At 37.2% G+C, this 16114-nt stretch carries 13 protein-coding genes and 1 riboswitch; of the genes, 8 read left to right on the top strand and 5 right to left on the bottom strand.

The window, feature by feature from the left end; genetic code table 11:
• Positions 1-54: 54 nt before the first annotated feature.
• A riboswitch (cyclic di-AMP (ydaO/yuaA leader) is annotated at positions 55-205 on the top strand.
• A 259-nt stretch (positions 206-464) separates the two neighbouring features.
• The 3 genes from NMG86_RS12170 to NMG86_RS12160 all read left to right on the top strand — a co-directional run bounded on the left by NMG86_RS12170 (position 465) and on the right by NMG86_RS12160 (position 4557).
• On the top strand, positions 465-2606 hold the full coding sequence (locus tag NMG86_RS12170; RefSeq protein ID WP_026797736.1) for a cation:proton antiporter: 2142 nt from the start codon (positions 465-467) through the stop codon (positions 2604-2606).
• Between the two features lie 26 nt (positions 2607-2632).
• Complete coding sequence (locus NMG86_RS12165) at positions 2633-3124, top strand: hypothetical protein (protein ID WP_026797735.1); 492 nt, start codon at positions 2633-2635, stop codon at positions 3122-3124.
• Positions 3125-3228: 104 nt separating this feature from the next.
• Positions 3229-4557 (top strand): SLC13 family permease, encoded by a 1329-nt coding sequence (locus NMG86_RS12160; RefSeq protein ID WP_043939736.1) that lies wholly within the window; start codon positions 3229-3231, stop codon positions 4555-4557.
• Here NMG86_RS12160 and NMG86_RS12155 read toward each other — a convergent pair.
• Positions 4554-6599: an adenylate/guanylate cyclase domain-containing protein gene (locus NMG86_RS12155; RefSeq protein ID WP_052338702.1), complete on the bottom strand. Its 2046-nt coding sequence runs from the start codon at positions 6597-6599 to the stop codon at positions 4554-4556. The two genes, NMG86_RS12160 and NMG86_RS12155, sit on opposite strands and share 4 nt — an antisense overlap.
• A 242-nt stretch (positions 6600-6841) precedes the next feature.
• Between NMG86_RS12155 and NMG86_RS12150 the strand changes: the two genes are divergently transcribed.
• The gene (locus NMG86_RS12150) at positions 6842-8065 is read left to right on the top strand and encodes a peptidoglycan-binding protein (RefSeq protein WP_026797733.1); all 1224 of its coding nucleotides are present in this window, start codon (positions 6842-6844) and stop codon (positions 8063-8065) included.
• 14 nt (positions 8066-8079) lie between these two features.
• On the top strand, positions 8080-9399 hold the full coding sequence (locus NMG86_RS12145; protein WP_043938669.1) for a dicarboxylate/amino acid:cation symporter: 1320 nt from the start codon (positions 8080-8082) through the stop codon (positions 9397-9399).
• On the opposite strand, the gene NMG86_RS12140 is transcribed toward NMG86_RS12145, so the two are convergent.
• Positions 9396-10154, bottom strand: coding sequence for an aspartate/glutamate racemase family protein (locus NMG86_RS12140; protein WP_026797732.1), 759 nt, complete (start codon positions 10152-10154; stop codon positions 9396-9398). The two genes, NMG86_RS12145 and NMG86_RS12140, sit on opposite strands and share 4 nt — an antisense overlap.
• 20 nt (positions 10155-10174) lie before the next feature.
• Between NMG86_RS12140 and NMG86_RS12135 the strand changes: the two genes are divergently transcribed.
• Positions 10175-10369 (top strand): hypothetical protein, encoded by a 195-nt coding sequence (locus NMG86_RS12135; RefSeq protein ID WP_026786731.1) that lies wholly within the window; start codon positions 10175-10177, stop codon positions 10367-10369.
• Here NMG86_RS12135 and NMG86_RS12130 read toward each other — a convergent pair.
• From NMG86_RS12130 to NMG86_RS12120, 3 genes are all read right to left on the bottom strand, one after another.
• Positions 10340-13021: a PAS domain S-box protein gene (locus tag NMG86_RS12130; RefSeq protein ID WP_043938670.1), complete on the bottom strand. Its 2682-nt coding sequence runs from the start codon at positions 13019-13021 to the stop codon at positions 10340-10342. The two genes, NMG86_RS12135 and NMG86_RS12130, sit on opposite strands and share 30 nt — an antisense overlap.
• Positions 13008-14153, bottom strand: a complete 1146-nt coding sequence (locus tag NMG86_RS12125) for a response regulator (RefSeq protein WP_026797730.1) — start codon at positions 14151-14153, stop codon at positions 13008-13010. Before NMG86_RS12125 ends, NMG86_RS12130 begins: the two co-directional genes overlap by 14 nt.
• A 209-nt stretch (positions 14154-14362) precedes the next feature.
• The gene (locus tag NMG86_RS12120) at positions 14363-14701 is read right to left on the bottom strand and encodes a ribbon-helix-helix domain-containing protein (RefSeq protein WP_026786734.1); all 339 of its coding nucleotides are present in this window, start codon (positions 14699-14701) and stop codon (positions 14363-14365) included.
• A gap of 271 nt (positions 14702-14972) precedes the next feature.
• On the opposite strand from NMG86_RS12120, the gene NMG86_RS12115 reads away from it, so the two are divergent.
• Complete coding sequence (locus NMG86_RS12115) at positions 14973-15584, top strand: hypothetical protein (protein ID WP_026786735.1); 612 nt, start codon at positions 14973-14975, stop codon at positions 15582-15584.
• A gap of 71 nt (positions 15585-15655) precedes the next feature.
• Complete coding sequence (locus NMG86_RS12110; protein ID WP_036831886.1) at positions 15656-16072, top strand: DUF1824 family protein; 417 nt, start codon at positions 15656-15658, stop codon at positions 16070-16072.
• Positions 16073-16114 lie beyond the last annotated feature (42 nt).

Genomic DNA, 16114 nt, shown 5'->3' with positions numbered 1-16114 from the left:
TGATTGCTATGGATAGACAAAATTCAATCAATATGTTAAGTTAACCTATCAAGTAGAGTCAGTCAGCCTAATCCACTCTTTTTTAATGAGTTAGGAGCGGGGGAACCATATTTAGGGGCTTATCTTCGATTGTTTGTGATTGTCGAGAAGGACATCTCTCAGTCCTAGCCCGTCAGCTAACCCCGTCGGCTGTGAGAGAAGACTGTTGATCGGCAAAGTTTTAATCATTGCCCTCACCGGAATTCTAAGTACATCAGACTCTGTTATTAATATTCAATCCGTGAAGGTTGAATACTAGACACTTGCAAAGGTGTGTTGGGGTCATGGAAATGGCTAGGTTTTGTGGTTTGCTAATTTTAGGTAATCACAGATATAGATAACTCATTCTAAAATTCAATGAGTGCGGGGGTGAATAAATATTAATCTCCCTTTAACTTTCGTATTGTTCCAATTTGATGCTGACTATGAACCCTGCGATTTTAGTTCTCCTGCAAGTTTTAATCGTGATTGGATTATCCCGATTAATGGGATTATTCTGTCGTCAAATTAAACAACCCTTAGTAATTGGAGAAATTATTGCTGGAATTATGTTGGGGCCATCATTATTAGGGTTAATTGCTCCTAATGTGATGACGGCTTTATTTCCTGCCGAAACTTTGCCCTACTTGAATATTTTATCACAAATTGGACTGATTTTCTTCATGTTTTTAATTGGGTTGGAACTAAACCCTAAATATTTAAGTGGGCAACTAGAAAAGGCAGTTTTAATTTCTCATGTTAGTATTGTGGTTCCCTTTGCATTAGGAATTTCGACCGCATTAATTCTATATCCAATTGTTTCTAATAATGGTGTTTCCTTCACAGCGTTTGCTTTATTTTTAGGTTCGGCTTTATCAATTACCGCTTTTCCCGTTTTAGCCCGAATTATTACAGAAAATAATTTACAAGGAACTCGTTTAGGAACCTTGGCTTTAACTTGTGCCGCCGTTGATGATGTGACTGCATGGTGTTTATTAGCCTTAGCGATCGCCGTTACCCGAACTAACAGTATATCGGGGGCATTTCCCACAATTATTGCCTCAATTCTGTATATTATTTTAATGGCAACCGCCGGGCGGTGGTTATTAAGAAAACTCTCGATCCATTATCAACGCACAGGGCGACTTACCCAATGGGTTTTAGCTTGGATTTATATGGGAGTGGTGGCTTCTGCTCTAATTACTGAATTGATCGGAATTCACTTGATTTTTGGAGCCTTTTTACTGGGGGCTGTGATGCCTAAAGATCCAGGTTTAGTCCGAGAATTAGCTGAAAAAACCGAAGATTTTGTCTTAATTTTCTTACTACCAATTTTTTTTGCTTACAGTGGATTACGCACGGAAATTGGCTTGCTAAATCGTCCTGAATTGTGGTTATTATGTGCATTAGTTGTGGCGGTGGCAATTATTGGCAAATATGTCGGAACCTATGTCGCCGCGCGGGTTAGTGGAATTGAAAAACGAGAAGCCTCCGCGTTAGGTTGGTTAATGAATACCAGGGGATTAACTGAACTAATTGTTTTAAATATTGGCTTAAGTTTAGGGGTAATTTCACCGTTACTTTTTACCCTATTAGTCATTATGGCATTAGTCACAACCTTTATGACTTCGCCATTATTAGAAATGACCTATCCCAAAGAGTTAATTAAACTCGATATTATTGAACCGGAAACTCAAACAACAAATCCTCAATCTCTTACTCCTGCTTATCGAGTTTTAGTTCCCGTTGCTAATCCCAATACTCAAAAAGGATTAGTACAATTAGCTTTAGCGATCGCCGGAAAACCGCCTGCTGTTGTTCATCCTTTAAGTTTAATCGAACTGGAGGAAGATTATTTATTTCAAAGTACCCCCGATGAAGCAAACCGCTTAATTGAGAAACAACGCCAACGTTTAGAAGAATTAATTCAAAGTTTAGAACCTCCTGAAGTTAGACAGGGGGTTTATCCAATTATCCGTATTGCCCAGGATGTTGCTAAAAAAACCATAGAAATTGCACAAGTTGATCAAGCTAATTTAATATTAGTAGGTTGGCATCGTCCCGCCTTCAGTGATAATCGTTTAGGTGGGAGAGTTGGCAAAATTTTGAATAATTCTCCTACGGATGTCGCCGTATTTGTCAATAAAGAACAGCAACAAATTCGGTCTTTATTAGTGGCTTACGCTTCTAATATTCACGATGATTTAGGGTTAACTTTAGCGTTAAGAATGATGTTCAATGACCCCAATCGTCAGTTAAAAATTCTAGTCACATCCAACGAGGGGGAGGAAGAATTAAGCCATGAATTACGGAACATGATTAATGTATTACCTACCCGAATTCAATCCCGTTTAGAACTGATTAGACTGCCAGAAACCGATCCTATTCAAGCGGTGATTGAAGCTTCAAAAACCGTAGATTTAACGATTGTAGGTACCAGTCGCACCTGGGGAATTGAAAGGCAAACATTGGGAAGGTATACCGATCAACTAGCTCAAGATTGTCATTCATCTTTACTAATTACTCGGAGTTATTCTCAAGTTACCTCCCACCTTGAATCATTATTACAGCAACCAATTAATAGCTAACCTCGTCATCTAATTATTATCGAACTATGCACAACCATTTTAACTTAAAATCCTTAGCCTTTTATGGAACCATGATTGGTTCAGTGCTTCTCCTTTTTAAAGGAGTCACAGCCTATGGAGAAACCCAATTAAAAGCACCTGTAAGTATTGGGGGTGATTATTCTATGGAGTTTGATACCTCTCCCAACTGTTTAAAAGACAAAGAGTTAACCTTAAAAATTGAACAGTCAGGTATTTATATTTTTGCCAATTTGGTAGTAGAAAAATCCGCAGATAATTTGGATAAAATTCCGTTAAGTGGCAAATTCAAAGAGCCAGAAATGATCTTATCAGGAATTTCAAATCCGTTATTATTCTGTTCATCAAATCTGTCCCAAAATCCTAATCAATTAACACTCACAGGAGAATTTAAAGAAAAAATATTTATGGGTAAAATACAGGATAAAACCTTATCAAAGCCGATCAATTTTACCGCAAAAATAAACTCTGTTTCCTCCTCAAAAAAACCAACTCATTAATCACTAAAAATTAGTGTTGTTTTGGCAAATATGTGATACCATTAAAACAATTAATTACTTTTCAGGTATTTGTTTGTTTTCAACCCCTATTATCAATAGAAACCATGGATTCTTTTATTGCTGGAATTATTTTTGTTGGGGTGATTATTTCAATCATGGGGGAATGGTTACACCTCACCATTGCAGCGTTTTTAGGCGCTCTCCTTCTGATTTTTTTCCATGTAATGACTTTAACCGAGGCTGTTAATTATATCAGTCGAAGTTATGCAACTTTAGCCTTATTTTTTGGCGTGATGGTTTTAGTTCGTGCCTTTGAACCGACTAAAATTTTTGATTATTTAGCCGTTAAAATGATTCTGATGGCGAAGGGAGAAGGGAAACGGTTATTGTTAGGAATAGTAGCGTTAACTACTCCCATTTGTGCCGTATTACCCAACGCTACAACGGTGATGTTATTAGCGCCTTTAATTCCTCCTATTGCTCAGGATATAGGAATTGATTTTGTCCCCTTATTAATTTTAATGGTATTCATTGCTAATAGTTCAGGATTATTAACCTTAGTAGGAGATCCGGCCACATTTATTGTCGGAGATGCGATTAATATTAGCTTTGTTGAATACCTACAACGCTTAAGTCTGGGGGGAGTATTAGCAGTAGTAAGTGTAGTGATTTTATTACCAATTTTATTCCGCAAAACTTGGAATACAAAATTTGAACATTTAGAAGATTTACCCCATCCTAAAATTAATCATCCTCGGATTCTAGCACTGGGAGGTTTAATTATGGCCTTTGTTTTAACCTTTTTTGTAATTGGAGAAACCTTACCCGTTCCCATTTCTCCGGCGGCGGTGGCTTTATTAGGTGCTGCTTTAGCCTTAATGTTAGCTCATCACAGTAAAATTGATACCGTTAATAATATTTTGCGGGATTTAGATTGGAGTACCTTAATTTTCTTTATGTCAATTTTTGTTTTAATTGGAGGATTAGAAAAAACTGGAGTGATTAGCAATTTATCGGGACTTCTAGCGGTGATTTTAGGAAAAAATATCGCTCTCGGTTCAATTTTACTGTTAGTAACAGTAGGGATTATTTCTAGTGTTGTGCCGAATATTCCCCTAGTGGTGGCGATGGTTCCCCTATTAAAACAATATTTAGTTAATGTGGGATTTGTCGGTGCAGAAGTGCTTGACCCAGCTTTTAACGGACAGTTTCCCCCGGAAGTATTACCGCTATTTTATGCGATGATGTTTGGGGCAACCTTGGGCGGAAATGGCACATTAGTAGGAGCTTCTTCTAATATTGTCGCCGCCGGAATTTCCGAACTACATGGGCGGACAATTTCCTTTAAAACCTTTCTTCATTATGGGATTCCAGTCATGGTTGTGCAAATATTCGTGGCGATGTTATATGTTACCTTTGCCTTCCTAATTTAAACCGGGGTGATAACAGGAATTTCTTCTTTTATCCAATCTAAAACCGCATAAACTTCTACGGGCTTTTGGCGACCTTTGACTTTAATTTCACCTAAACTTTTGAGAACAATACCATGATGTTCTGCAATACCGTTAGCAGTTAATTCATTAATTAAAATGGTATATTCAGGATATTCCTTAGTTAATGTTTCCAAACGCGCCGCCACATTTACTGCATCTCCAATCACCGTATATAATAACCGTTCTAAGGAACCAATTTGTCCCGCAACAACTTCTCCACTACTAATACCAATTCCCGTTTGAATGGTAACTTCACCCCGTTGAATTCGCCGTTGATTTAGTTCTTCTAAACGTTCGCGCATGGTTAATGCCGCAGCTACTGAACGCCATTCTGTTTCTGCTGGGGATAAAGGTACTCCGAAAATTACCACAATTGCATCCCCAATAAAATTATTTACATATCCACCCCAAGGACGAATTGCATCGGTCATTTCGGTTAGATATTCATTTAAAAATGCCACCACTTCTTGGGGTTGCATCTGTTCCGATAGGGTAGAAAAATTGCGAATATCGGTAAATAAAACCGAGACCCAACAGAGTTCTCCTCCTAATTTTAATTGACCCTGTAATAATTTTTCTCGGACTTCAGGAGAAACCACACGGCCAAAAATATCCCGTTCTCGCTCTCTTTCTCTAAGTCCCACAATCATATTATTAATCCCATGGGTTAAAATGCTTAACTCCTGACAGGTTTCAATTTCTAGTTTTTCAACTTCTAAATCTCCATTTTCAACGCGATGAGTCACTTCTTTAATCTGATTAATTGGTTTGACCAATAATCGATCACTAAGGGTGATTACTAAACCCGTTGTTCCTAAAATCAATATTATTACAAACCCCAATAAAATCTTATTATTTTTTTTGATTGTTCCCATGTATTGATCTTCTCGAATTACTGTTCCGATGAACCAATGTAATTGATTCATTGGAGTTACAGCGCGAGTGAGAGAGACATAATAATATTTGCCATTCTGGGGATTTTTAGAGATCCACTGTTGAGGACTACTAAACAGTTTTAGATCTATTGCTCGTTCTTCTAATATTTTTACAGCCATCTGAAAATAGGGATTTTTAGAATTTTTTAAGAGTTGAAGCTGGGGTTGATCTTGCCCTTTAATTTGAATTGGAGAATGCTCATTGGGATCGGTGGAAGCAATCATTTCTCCTTGGGAATTAATCACAAAAACCTCAATATTTGATCGCCCTTTTTGTTGTTCTTGTAAACGCTGAGAAATTTGTCTGAATTCAAACCCTACACCAATCACGCCTAAGAGTACAGATGGGTTTTCGACCCGCCAATAGATGTTATCCGTTTGTTCTTTATAAAGCGCGATATTAGAGTCAATTCCAGGGGTATTGGTAGAGCGATAAACATAGACTGTCCAAGCTGCTTGACCTGGGGTTTTCAGTGCATCTCGATACCAAGGACGACCCGGGGTATACCAATTCGGTTCTTCAATTTGGGTGGTTTTAATTAATTGCAGTTTTTGGCCGATTAATTCATACTGATCTGTTGTTTTAATCGCTAATTTTCTTTCTTCATCCCGTTGACGAAAATGCAGTTTAAACGTATTCTGCTTTTCAAAAGCTGTTGTCACCCGTTGAGCGCCGACATAATCCCCATTAGGATAGGCAAATTGTACAAAGGAAAAGTCGGGATTAGATTGCAGAATACTTAAAAAAAAGCGATCGCGTTCTTCAGGATTATTAATATTTACTATATTACGATTAATGGCACTTCTAATAAAATCCTGGGTATAGTAAACATTCTGGAATAAATCAGTAAATTCTTTTGAGGTTGATAGGGCAATTTCTTCGTTGATTTGAGTAACAATTTTATCAATATTTTTTTTAGAGGTAAAAAACCAAGGGAAATAAACAATTGCCGTTGTAAAGCTGATGGTTAGAACAATAAAACCAGTTAACATTGTTTTTAAACTTATACTGGTTTTTGTTTTCTGTTTTCCTGTGATTTTTTTCATAGTTATCTGATAATAAAATTCAGTAGATTAAATAAATCTTTCTGTTTTTATGACTGAAATCCGGTAATTTATTAAACCGAGGTGTTCCGGTGGGAAAGTTTAAAAGTAGATGCTTTATTTGCAAAATGTCAGAAATTATGCCCAATTTCAACTAAAGATGTAGAATTTTCCTGACGCAGTTATGAATTTTTAGAAGAATAGCACAACCAGAGTATAATAGGAATTAGAGTTTGGAAAATAATATGTCAATTCCCCCAGGTAGGAAGCGAACAGTTCTCAAATTGATCGGGATTGTTGTTTGTATAGCAACCATTGTAGCTATCCTGGTGACAAAGGCAGATATTGCTATTTCAACCAGCAATATTTTATCCAAGGAAACAACAGGAAAAACTGCTGAAACCCAAGCAATACCTGTTACTTTTCTATCTAATCCAGATCAACAATTACCCACTCTTAATAGTCAGGGAAAGGAAGTTATCGACTTACAAACTCAATTGAAAAAACGAGGATATTACCCTGGTGCATTAGATGGAGTTTATGGAGAAGGGACACAAGAGGCTGTTTATAATTTTCAAGTCAGTATGGGCTTAGAGGCAACGGGAATAGTTGATCCTCAAACTTGGCAATACCTCCAGCCCAATGATAGCATGGGGGCTGAAGTTACCCCCACCATCGGGTTAACCACTTCCTCTGTTAGTTTGTCCCCCGACCTGCAAACCATTGTAGATCGAAATCAGCTAATTGTTGCTATTATAGGAGTTGATATTCCCCCATTTTTTGTCAAAAATAAACAGGGTGATTTAACCGGGTCAGATATTAAAATAGCCCAAGATTTAGCCACGGCTTTAGGTGTTTCTCTCAAAATTGATCGCACGGCTAAAACCTTTAATGATGTCGTGGATATTGTCAATTCTCAAAAAGCCGATTTAGGGATTTCTAAACTAAGTCAGACCTTGGCTAGAGCCAAAATGGTTTCTTTTTCCCGTCCCTATTTAACCTTAAGGCATGGTCTATTAATCAATCGTTTACAATTAGCAAAAGCGTCAAAAGGGAAAGATATGGTTGATTTTTTAAAGAATTTTGAAGGAAAAATTGGAGTGATTCAAGGATCATCCTATGTGGGATTTACCAAAGAGAAATTTCCCCAAGCTCAAATTGTTGAATTTACGACTTGGGAGGATGTAATTAAAGCCGCAATCAATGGTGATGTTTTAGCAGCTTATCGGGATGAATTGGAAGTAAAAAAAATTATTCTGAATCAACCTAATATAGCATTAAATTTTAAAACGGTTGCCCTCTCAGATAGTTACGATCCGATTGCAATTGCCCTTCCTTGGTCAAGTGGGCATCTTTTACAATTTGTTAATCTCTACCTAGACTTGAACAAAATCAACTATACCGTTGATAGTCTCATCGAAGAATATTCTCATATCTTTGGAAAAACCGGACAACCCAAACCACAATAAATATTATCCTGAAAATGCTGAAAAAATATTTTAATTTTGCTCAATTATTCAAAATATTGCGTCATCCCTTGGCGATTGTTCCAGGAATTGTATTAGGGCTATATTTTGGCATATTCCAAAAAGAAATAGCCACTTTTTTAACGCCCTTTGGCAATTTGTATTTAGCCTTATTAAAAATGTGTGTTTTGCCGATATTATTCTCGGCGACAACCATGAGTGTTGGGCGGTTAATTAGTAGTCAAGACACTGAGAAATATATCAAACGCATTCTGCTGGTTTTTTCTCTTGGACTATTAGCCTCTAGCGTCATCGGTATGACCATAGCTGTCGTGACTAATCCAGGGGGAAATTTAGATGAATCAACTTTAACAGCTTTAGGGGTAATTGTTAATTCATCAGAACTAGATTTAGAAGTCTCTCTGAGCAGTGATACCCCTAAACCAGAAGAAACTTCTATGTTAATCTCTTTTTTATTCAACTTAGTTCCTGACAATATTTTTTCAGCTTTGAGCGATGGTAATACCCTAAAAATTTTGTTTTTTTCAATTATTTTTGGCATCGCTTTAGGGTCGGTAAAAGAATCATCATCTTCTAGCTTTTTTCAGCTTCTTGATACTATTTATAAAAGTTCAAAACAATTAATTGATTGGCTGATTCTGCTCTTACCTTTTGGCTTATTTTGTCTATTAGCCAGCCAAATTGCTAAAACTGGGTTTGGAATTGTTCTGGCTATGGGTGATTTTGTGGGAGTGGTGATTCTTGCCTATGCCTTAATCTATTGTCTCAGTACCTTAGTGGTTGCTAAACAAGCTAAGACTTCCTTCAAAAATGTCTGTATAGCTTTAAAAGAACCCACCATATTAGCCCTAGCAACCCGAAGTAGTTTTTCCTGTTTACCCTCCTCTATTTCCTCCTTAACTGAAATCTTAAAATTTGATCTGCAAACGGTTGATTTAGTCACTCCCTTAGCGATTACAATTTGTCGATTTGGTTCCGTTACCTATTTTGCAATATCTTCGGTTTTTATTGCCCAGTTGTATAATACATCCTTAAATTTATCGAGTTTTTTAATTATTATTATTGCCTCGATTTTTGCGGGGATGGCAACGTCAGGGACAACGGGGGTTTTAACCCTAACTCTATTAGATTTAGTTCTAAAACCCTTGGGATTACCCTTGGAAGCGGTGTTAGTCCTGTTAATTGCCATTGACCCGATTATTGACCCTTTCCGAACTTTATGTATTGTTCATACTGCGATCGCATCAACTGCGGTTATTGCCGATCCTAGAATTTTAGTTGAATATCCAGTATCAGACCAAAGAGAAATGGTCTAAATTGCAGAATATCCCCAAGCTAAATCTAAAGTAATTTCAGCGATAATTTTCATCGGATCAACCCAAATTAAAGGCAGATTCGTTAAATAATTAAAGCCTACAGAAAGTTCTGTACATCCAGCAATCACTAATTCTGCACCCTGATCTGCTAACCAATAAGTCGCATTAACTAAGATTTCTAAAGCCGGGGCAGAAACTTGAATTCCTGTGGCTTTAATTCCCCAAATCGGATCATAAATGGCATTCATAATCTGGTTTTGGACTTCAGAATTTAAGGCAGGTTGAATCGAGTTCAGTCCCAATGCGGTTAAACTATGGTGATAAAGTTTGGTTTTGAGTGTTCCTGTGGTTGCTAAAACCCCAATATTTTGATATTGCGGATAATTGGTTTTAATGAATATACTTGTAGACTGCATCCAATGAATCCAAGGAATATTTAATTGAGGTTGAACTTGATCATAAAAAGCATGGGAAGTATTACAAGGAATCACTAAAAAATCAGCCCCGGCGGTTTGTAAAATTTTGCCATATTTAACTAACCAAGGGGTGCAATTTTCCACCTCTCCAATAATACTTTGAGTCCGGTCAGGAATATCCGTAGCATTAATTAAAAACCAAACGGGATACTCTTGATCACAACAGGCTCCTCGCCCTTGATTTATAGCAATTAAGTGACGCTCTAATTCAATATGAGCTAAAGGCCCTAACCCCCCAATAATTCCCGGAATTGCTTGTTGTTTGATTAGCTGATTCATGGATTAAATACTTATATTTTATGATCAAATCTAACCCGAATAGGATTAAACCGGAAAAATACAAAATTTGTAACTTCTTAAAAACCCAAAAACCCTCCGATCCAACAGCAAGAGGATTGATAGAATTGATGGCTAAATCCCTCACTAAGATTGACGTGGAAGTTAAGGTTAATTTTCCCAGAACATTAATTATTTTCAGCGATCGCTTTTGTTAAATCAATAATTACATCATACCGAAAATCATCGGCTAATTGAGTTAACAATTTACCAATCGACTCTTGAGAAAGTGGAATCTTTTTAATCGCTTCAGCAACTAACCTAGAGTTAAGTTTTAATCCGGCTTGATATAACTCTTGAACAATCGGTTTTGCCAATAATTCTAACACCTCTGGAGTTAATTCTGCAAGCTGGTTTAATTCTAAGGTCGAGGTTTTTAAATCCTCTAAATTTTCTTCATAAATAAAACTAATTCCTAAATGTTCAGAAAGTTTTTCAAATAACAAATCAACTCGAAAGGGTTTTCTAATAAAATCATCACATCCCGCCGATAAAGACACTAATTGATCCTGTTGTAAAGCACTAGCAGTTAAGGCAATAATCACCGTAGATTGACCTGCTTGTAAATGCTGTTTAATCCTTTGGGTCGCTTCATAGCCATTCATAATCGGCATTCGCATATCCATAAAAATTAAATCCGGTTGCCAATTCTCCCAAATTGTAACGGCTTCTTGACCATTTTCTGCTTCTTTTAATTGAAATCCCAAGGGTTTTAAAACCTTAATCACTAACTGTCTATTTGTCCAATTATCATCAACTACTAAAATTCGATAGCTGGGTTGATCGGGAGCTAAACCGATGACTCGTCTGGTAAATTCTTGAGAACAAGTATCGGAAAAAATAGCTAAATTAGCTTGAATATAAAATTGAAATATTGTGCCTTTTCCAACTTCACTATTAACGGTTATTTCTCCCCCCATTAATTGTACAAACTGTTGACTAATAGATAAACCCAATCCAGTTCCTTGTTGAGATTTTCGGCCTGTTTCAGTTTGGATAAACGGTTGGAATAGTAACTTTAATTCTTTTGCTGAAATTCCCGATCCAGTATCTTCAATTTCAAAGCTGAGTAAAATTTGATTGGAGGATATCTGATTATTTAAAGGTTTGACTTTTAAAGTAATTGACCCCTTTTCGGTAAATTTAATTGAATTTCCTAATAGATTAATTAATACCTGTCGGAGTTTACTTTCATCGGTTTCAATATATTCAGCAAAACCCAAATCAGCAATAATATTAAACTCTAAACCTTTAGATTTTGCTTTGAAGGCTAACATATTTTTAATTGAATCAAGCAAGCAGGGTAAATCAAATTTAGAGGAATTTAATGTGATTTGTCCGGCTTCAATTTTAGACATCTCTAAAACATCATTAATTAAATTTAACAGATGTTCACCACTGCGGCCAATAATGTCTAAATGCTCTTGATGTTCGGCTAACAATACCAAAGGATTTCGCTTTAAATCTCGTTCTATTAGTTGCGTAAATCCTAGAATAGCATTCATCGGTGTTCGCAATTCATGACTCATGCGGGCGAGAAATTCACTCTTAGCACGATTTGCGGTTTCCGCCGATTCTTTAGCTTGCTGTAAGGCGATTTCAGCCTGTTTGCGATCGCAAATATCCCGAACAATTGCACAACCGTATTCTTTATTATTATATTCTAAATAACTCAAGGTAATTTCAACACTAATTTCTTGACCTGTTTTGGTTAAATGAACAGATTCAAATGTAAAAGAACCCTGTTGTTTTAACTCCTCCCAAGAAATCGACCAGGCATCATCAAGTGCTTGAGAATCAATATCTTTAACCCGCATTTTCAATAATTCTTCTCTGGAATATCCCAAAGCATTACAAGCGGCTTCATTGACATCAAAAAAACGTGCCTTACTATCTGTAAATAAGAAATAATCCCTTGATTTTTCAATAGAAAACTGCGTTAATCTCAATTTTTCATCAATTTCTTTTCGTTCCGTAATATCTTCAATTACCCCCAAAATTCCAATCACATTTCCATCAGAATCCTGCATGGGAATCCGACTAATATCTAACCATAATTGTCGCCCATCAGCAGAAAGTTTTTGTTTAGGTGCAATTAGGTGCATTTCCGCTTGTTTAGATGCCATTACCCGCCGATCTTGGGCGCGAAAAAAGTCTCCAATTTTAGGGTCAGAAAATAAATCATGATCGGTTTTTCCCCTCACATATTCTGGACTTTCTAACTTAGCGGCTTCTGCCCAATTTGTATTACACCCTCTAAAGACTAAATTGGTGTCTTTCCAAAACACTTGTTGAGGAATATTATTTAAAATTAAACGTAAATATTCTTCTCGTTCTTTAATATCTTCCTCGGCTAATTTACGCTGGGTAATATTCTGAATTTGACCCATAACAGAACGGGGTTTTCCCTGAGCATCTAAACGTAAATAACCATTGACAATCGCATAAACCCAATGTCCTTGTTTATGTTGATAACGTTTTTCTAGTTGAAATTGTGATATTTTTTGAGTAATTAACTGATTGAAAGATTCAAAACTAATGTTTTGATCATCAGGATGGGTAATTTGATTAAATTGAAATTCGATTAGTTCCGCTTGAGAATACCCCACAAACTTACAAAAAGAAGAATTGACTTCTAAAAACTTCCCCTCCAAGGAAATTTCTACCATTCCAATCGGAGATAAGTGGAATAAATCTCGCCAATGGGATTGACTTTCTTGGAGTGCAATTTCCAGTTGCTGACGCGCTTTAATTTCTGCTTCGAGTTGCTGTTGTAATACTTGTGTTTTTGACAATTCAGGAGTTTTCATAATTACCTTTATCTGATTTTGGTAATGTAAAATTAAATGTGGTTCCAATTCCCGATTCTGATTCTAACCAAATTTTCCCTTGATGACGTTCAACTATTTTTTTACAAATGGCTAATCCTACCCCACTGCCGGGATAGTCTTGATGGGTGTGAAGACGCTGAAAGACTTGAAAAATCCGATCAAAGTTTTCGGGTTTGATGCCTATGCCATTATCTTCAACCCTAAATAACCATTCTTCAGGTTTTTCTTGAACAGAAATTACAATTTTAGGCTGAATATTAGGCCGTTGATATTTAATTCCATTCCCAATTAAATTCTGAAATAATTGTCCGAGTTGAATCCGATCTCCCCTGAGAGTCGGTAGGGTTTCAGAAGTGATGATAGCACGACTTTCTTCAATAGCACTATGCAAATGACCTAGGGATTTTCTCAAAATTTCCTGACAGTCTGTGGGTTCAAAGTTACGTTTTTTGGTTCCGACTCGACTATATTCCAGTAAGTTTTGGATCAGTTCTTGCATCCGAATCCCTTCTTCTAAAATTGGGCTAACATATTCCTCTGCCTCCTGTTCTAAATTAATTTCGGATTTTAAGGCTAATAACAGTTCTGCAAATCCCGTAATTGTTTGTAGCGGTTGCTGTAAATCATGGGAAACGACATAGGCAAATTCCTCTAACTCTCGATTGGAACGTTGTAACTCTTGATTTAATTGTTCTAGTTTAAAATTTTGATCTTGTAATTGTCGTTGTAAACGGCAAATGGTGAGTTGATTTTCAATTCGAGCAAAAACTTCTTCTACCTGAAAGGGTTTAGTAATATAATCCACACCCCCAACAGTAAAGGCTTTAACTTTATCGAAAACATCATCCAAGGCACTTAAAAAAATTACCGGGATTGCAGCCGTTTCTTCTTGCATTTTTAGGCGTTCACAAACTTCATACCCGTCCATTTCTGGCATTTTAATATCTAATAAAATTAAATCCGGTGGCTCATGTTTTACCGCCATTAATGCTAATTTTCCATTAATAGCACATTGAACCTCGTACCCCTGTTCACTTAAAGTTTTGGATAACAGTCTTAAGTTATCGGGGGTGTCATCAACAATTAAAATATGACCTTGATGATCTGACATAAAGTTTGTACCAAAAATCTAGGTTTAAACCCTCGCCTTTTTAGAGCGGCTTTTCCAGTATAATCTACTCAAATCCAGTTGTGGAAAAAAAGTATTCCAAAGGAGTAGAGGTGTAGGAGGTAGATAGGGGGATTAGGTTAACCCAAAAGTCCCCAAATCCCCCTGTTTGATTTAGGGAGACTGGGAAATCTTTACCTCAGATTCGGTGATTACTGGCCTCCTACACTCTCCACACTCAGGGGAACCATATCGCCTTGAAATGTGAGTCCCAGAAACATTGCTTCTTTGGGTCGGATAATATTGCCTGTTAAAACGCAGCGTTCCTCTTGTTCTGCAATAGCGGAAATATGGGCGCGGATATCTTCTCTGGTCAAGGGGGGTCGATAATCTCCTGATTTTTGCTGGACATAATTCCAAAGGATATCTCGAATCAATGCTTGATAGCCTTTGTTCTTGGCCAGTCCTTTTAATTTTTCTTTGAGATCCCGTTCTAGGCGAATGCTGGTGACTTCCATATCGGTTGTTGAGGTTCGAGGAAGGGTATACATAATTTTTTCTCCTTGAAAAACTAGACGTTTGTGTAATATTAGTGTAGTATAAATAACGTGAGATTAAAACTATCTAAATTAAGGTTTGGCTTTTGCCAACGGTGTTAACTTCTGCTATTGTATTAGGGTCTGTACTCAAAAACCCTATCAATTTTTCTTCCTCAAGACCTAGACTAAACTCCAAATATAGGGTATAATCATTGGTGATTCCCAATTAAGACGCTATATCTAGTATTTGGGAAACTATCGTGCAGAATCTAGGTGTTTGCCCATGTCTCATAATTTAATTCAGGCTGGAGTGATTGTTCCGAGTCAATGGCCTCTAGCCCGTGTCTGGTTGGAAGTTGCTACCTTACTCAGTATCGCACCTCGAAACATTGAGCGCCTGGAATTCTGGCAACACCAAATTTGGGTAAAAATTGAACATAAAAAAGCTGTTTTTATCAGCTATCGTCGCCTACCCCTCTGGAAAGAAACGGGGTTAGATGCGATTAAAAATAGTGGCGATCGCCCTTACTTAGATCAACTAGGGGAAATGCTCAGTTTAGAAGTGAAGCAATACCCAACTCAGTATGACTCCTCCCTCTTAGAAGCATGGCGGTCTGCCTGGGCGCAAAAATCCCAACAATTGAAACTGGAAGCCCAACGTCAAGCTCAAGAAGAAGAACGTCTCAGACCCCTGCGGGAGCGTCAACAAGCAGGTCAACAATGGTACGACGGCTGGAAAACCATTTTGCGTTACTGCAATAGCTTTGATGGCTTAGAACGCTTGGCCCCCGAACTTCAAAAACAAAGCCAAGAATTTATTGACATACCCCAGGGGGAAACCGCCATGGAACTTTGGCATCAACGATGGCAAGAACTCACCCACGCCACTGCCTAGTCCACCTTCGTGCAGTGCGAGTGTCCTCACTCGCTGGTCTAAACCCAAACTCCAAGCCTAATTCCTAATTAATGATGATATCCCCATTAACTATTCCAGAAGCCCAAGCCATTTTAAAGGGCTTTATTTGTACGGATGTAATTTCCCCTATTTCTGATCCAGAAAAGGTGAAGATTCAAGCCGCATTATTATTACTTAACCGTGAATCTGAATATCAAATGATTGGCATTTGTGCTGATGACATGGCGCAGGCTTTAACCGCATTAACTGAGTATTTAAAAGCCTTTGAATATTCAGTTAATGTAGAAGATCATGCCTTAGAACCCATCTCGGAATCGGTCTATTTAAAATTCAATGGTCGCAGTCAAAATTTTTATATTAGTCCCTATTTAGAAAAATATCGTGGGGTGCTAATTTCCTTTCAATCCACCGAAGAAAATGGAATTAATGGAGTATACGGACATTTTCCTTTAGATTTATTTGCTTAAAATTAATAAATTAAGAACAGGGAACAGGCTGCGTCGTGAGCT

This window comes from Planktothrix rubescens CCAP 1459/22 (assembly GCA_904830895.1).
GTDB classification, from domain to species: domain Bacteria; phylum Cyanobacteriota; class Cyanobacteriia; order Cyanobacteriales; family Microcoleaceae; genus Planktothrix; species Planktothrix agardhii.
The sequence above is the reverse complement of the archived record's forward strand: the minus strand, read 5'-3'. Positions and strand labels throughout refer to the sequence as shown.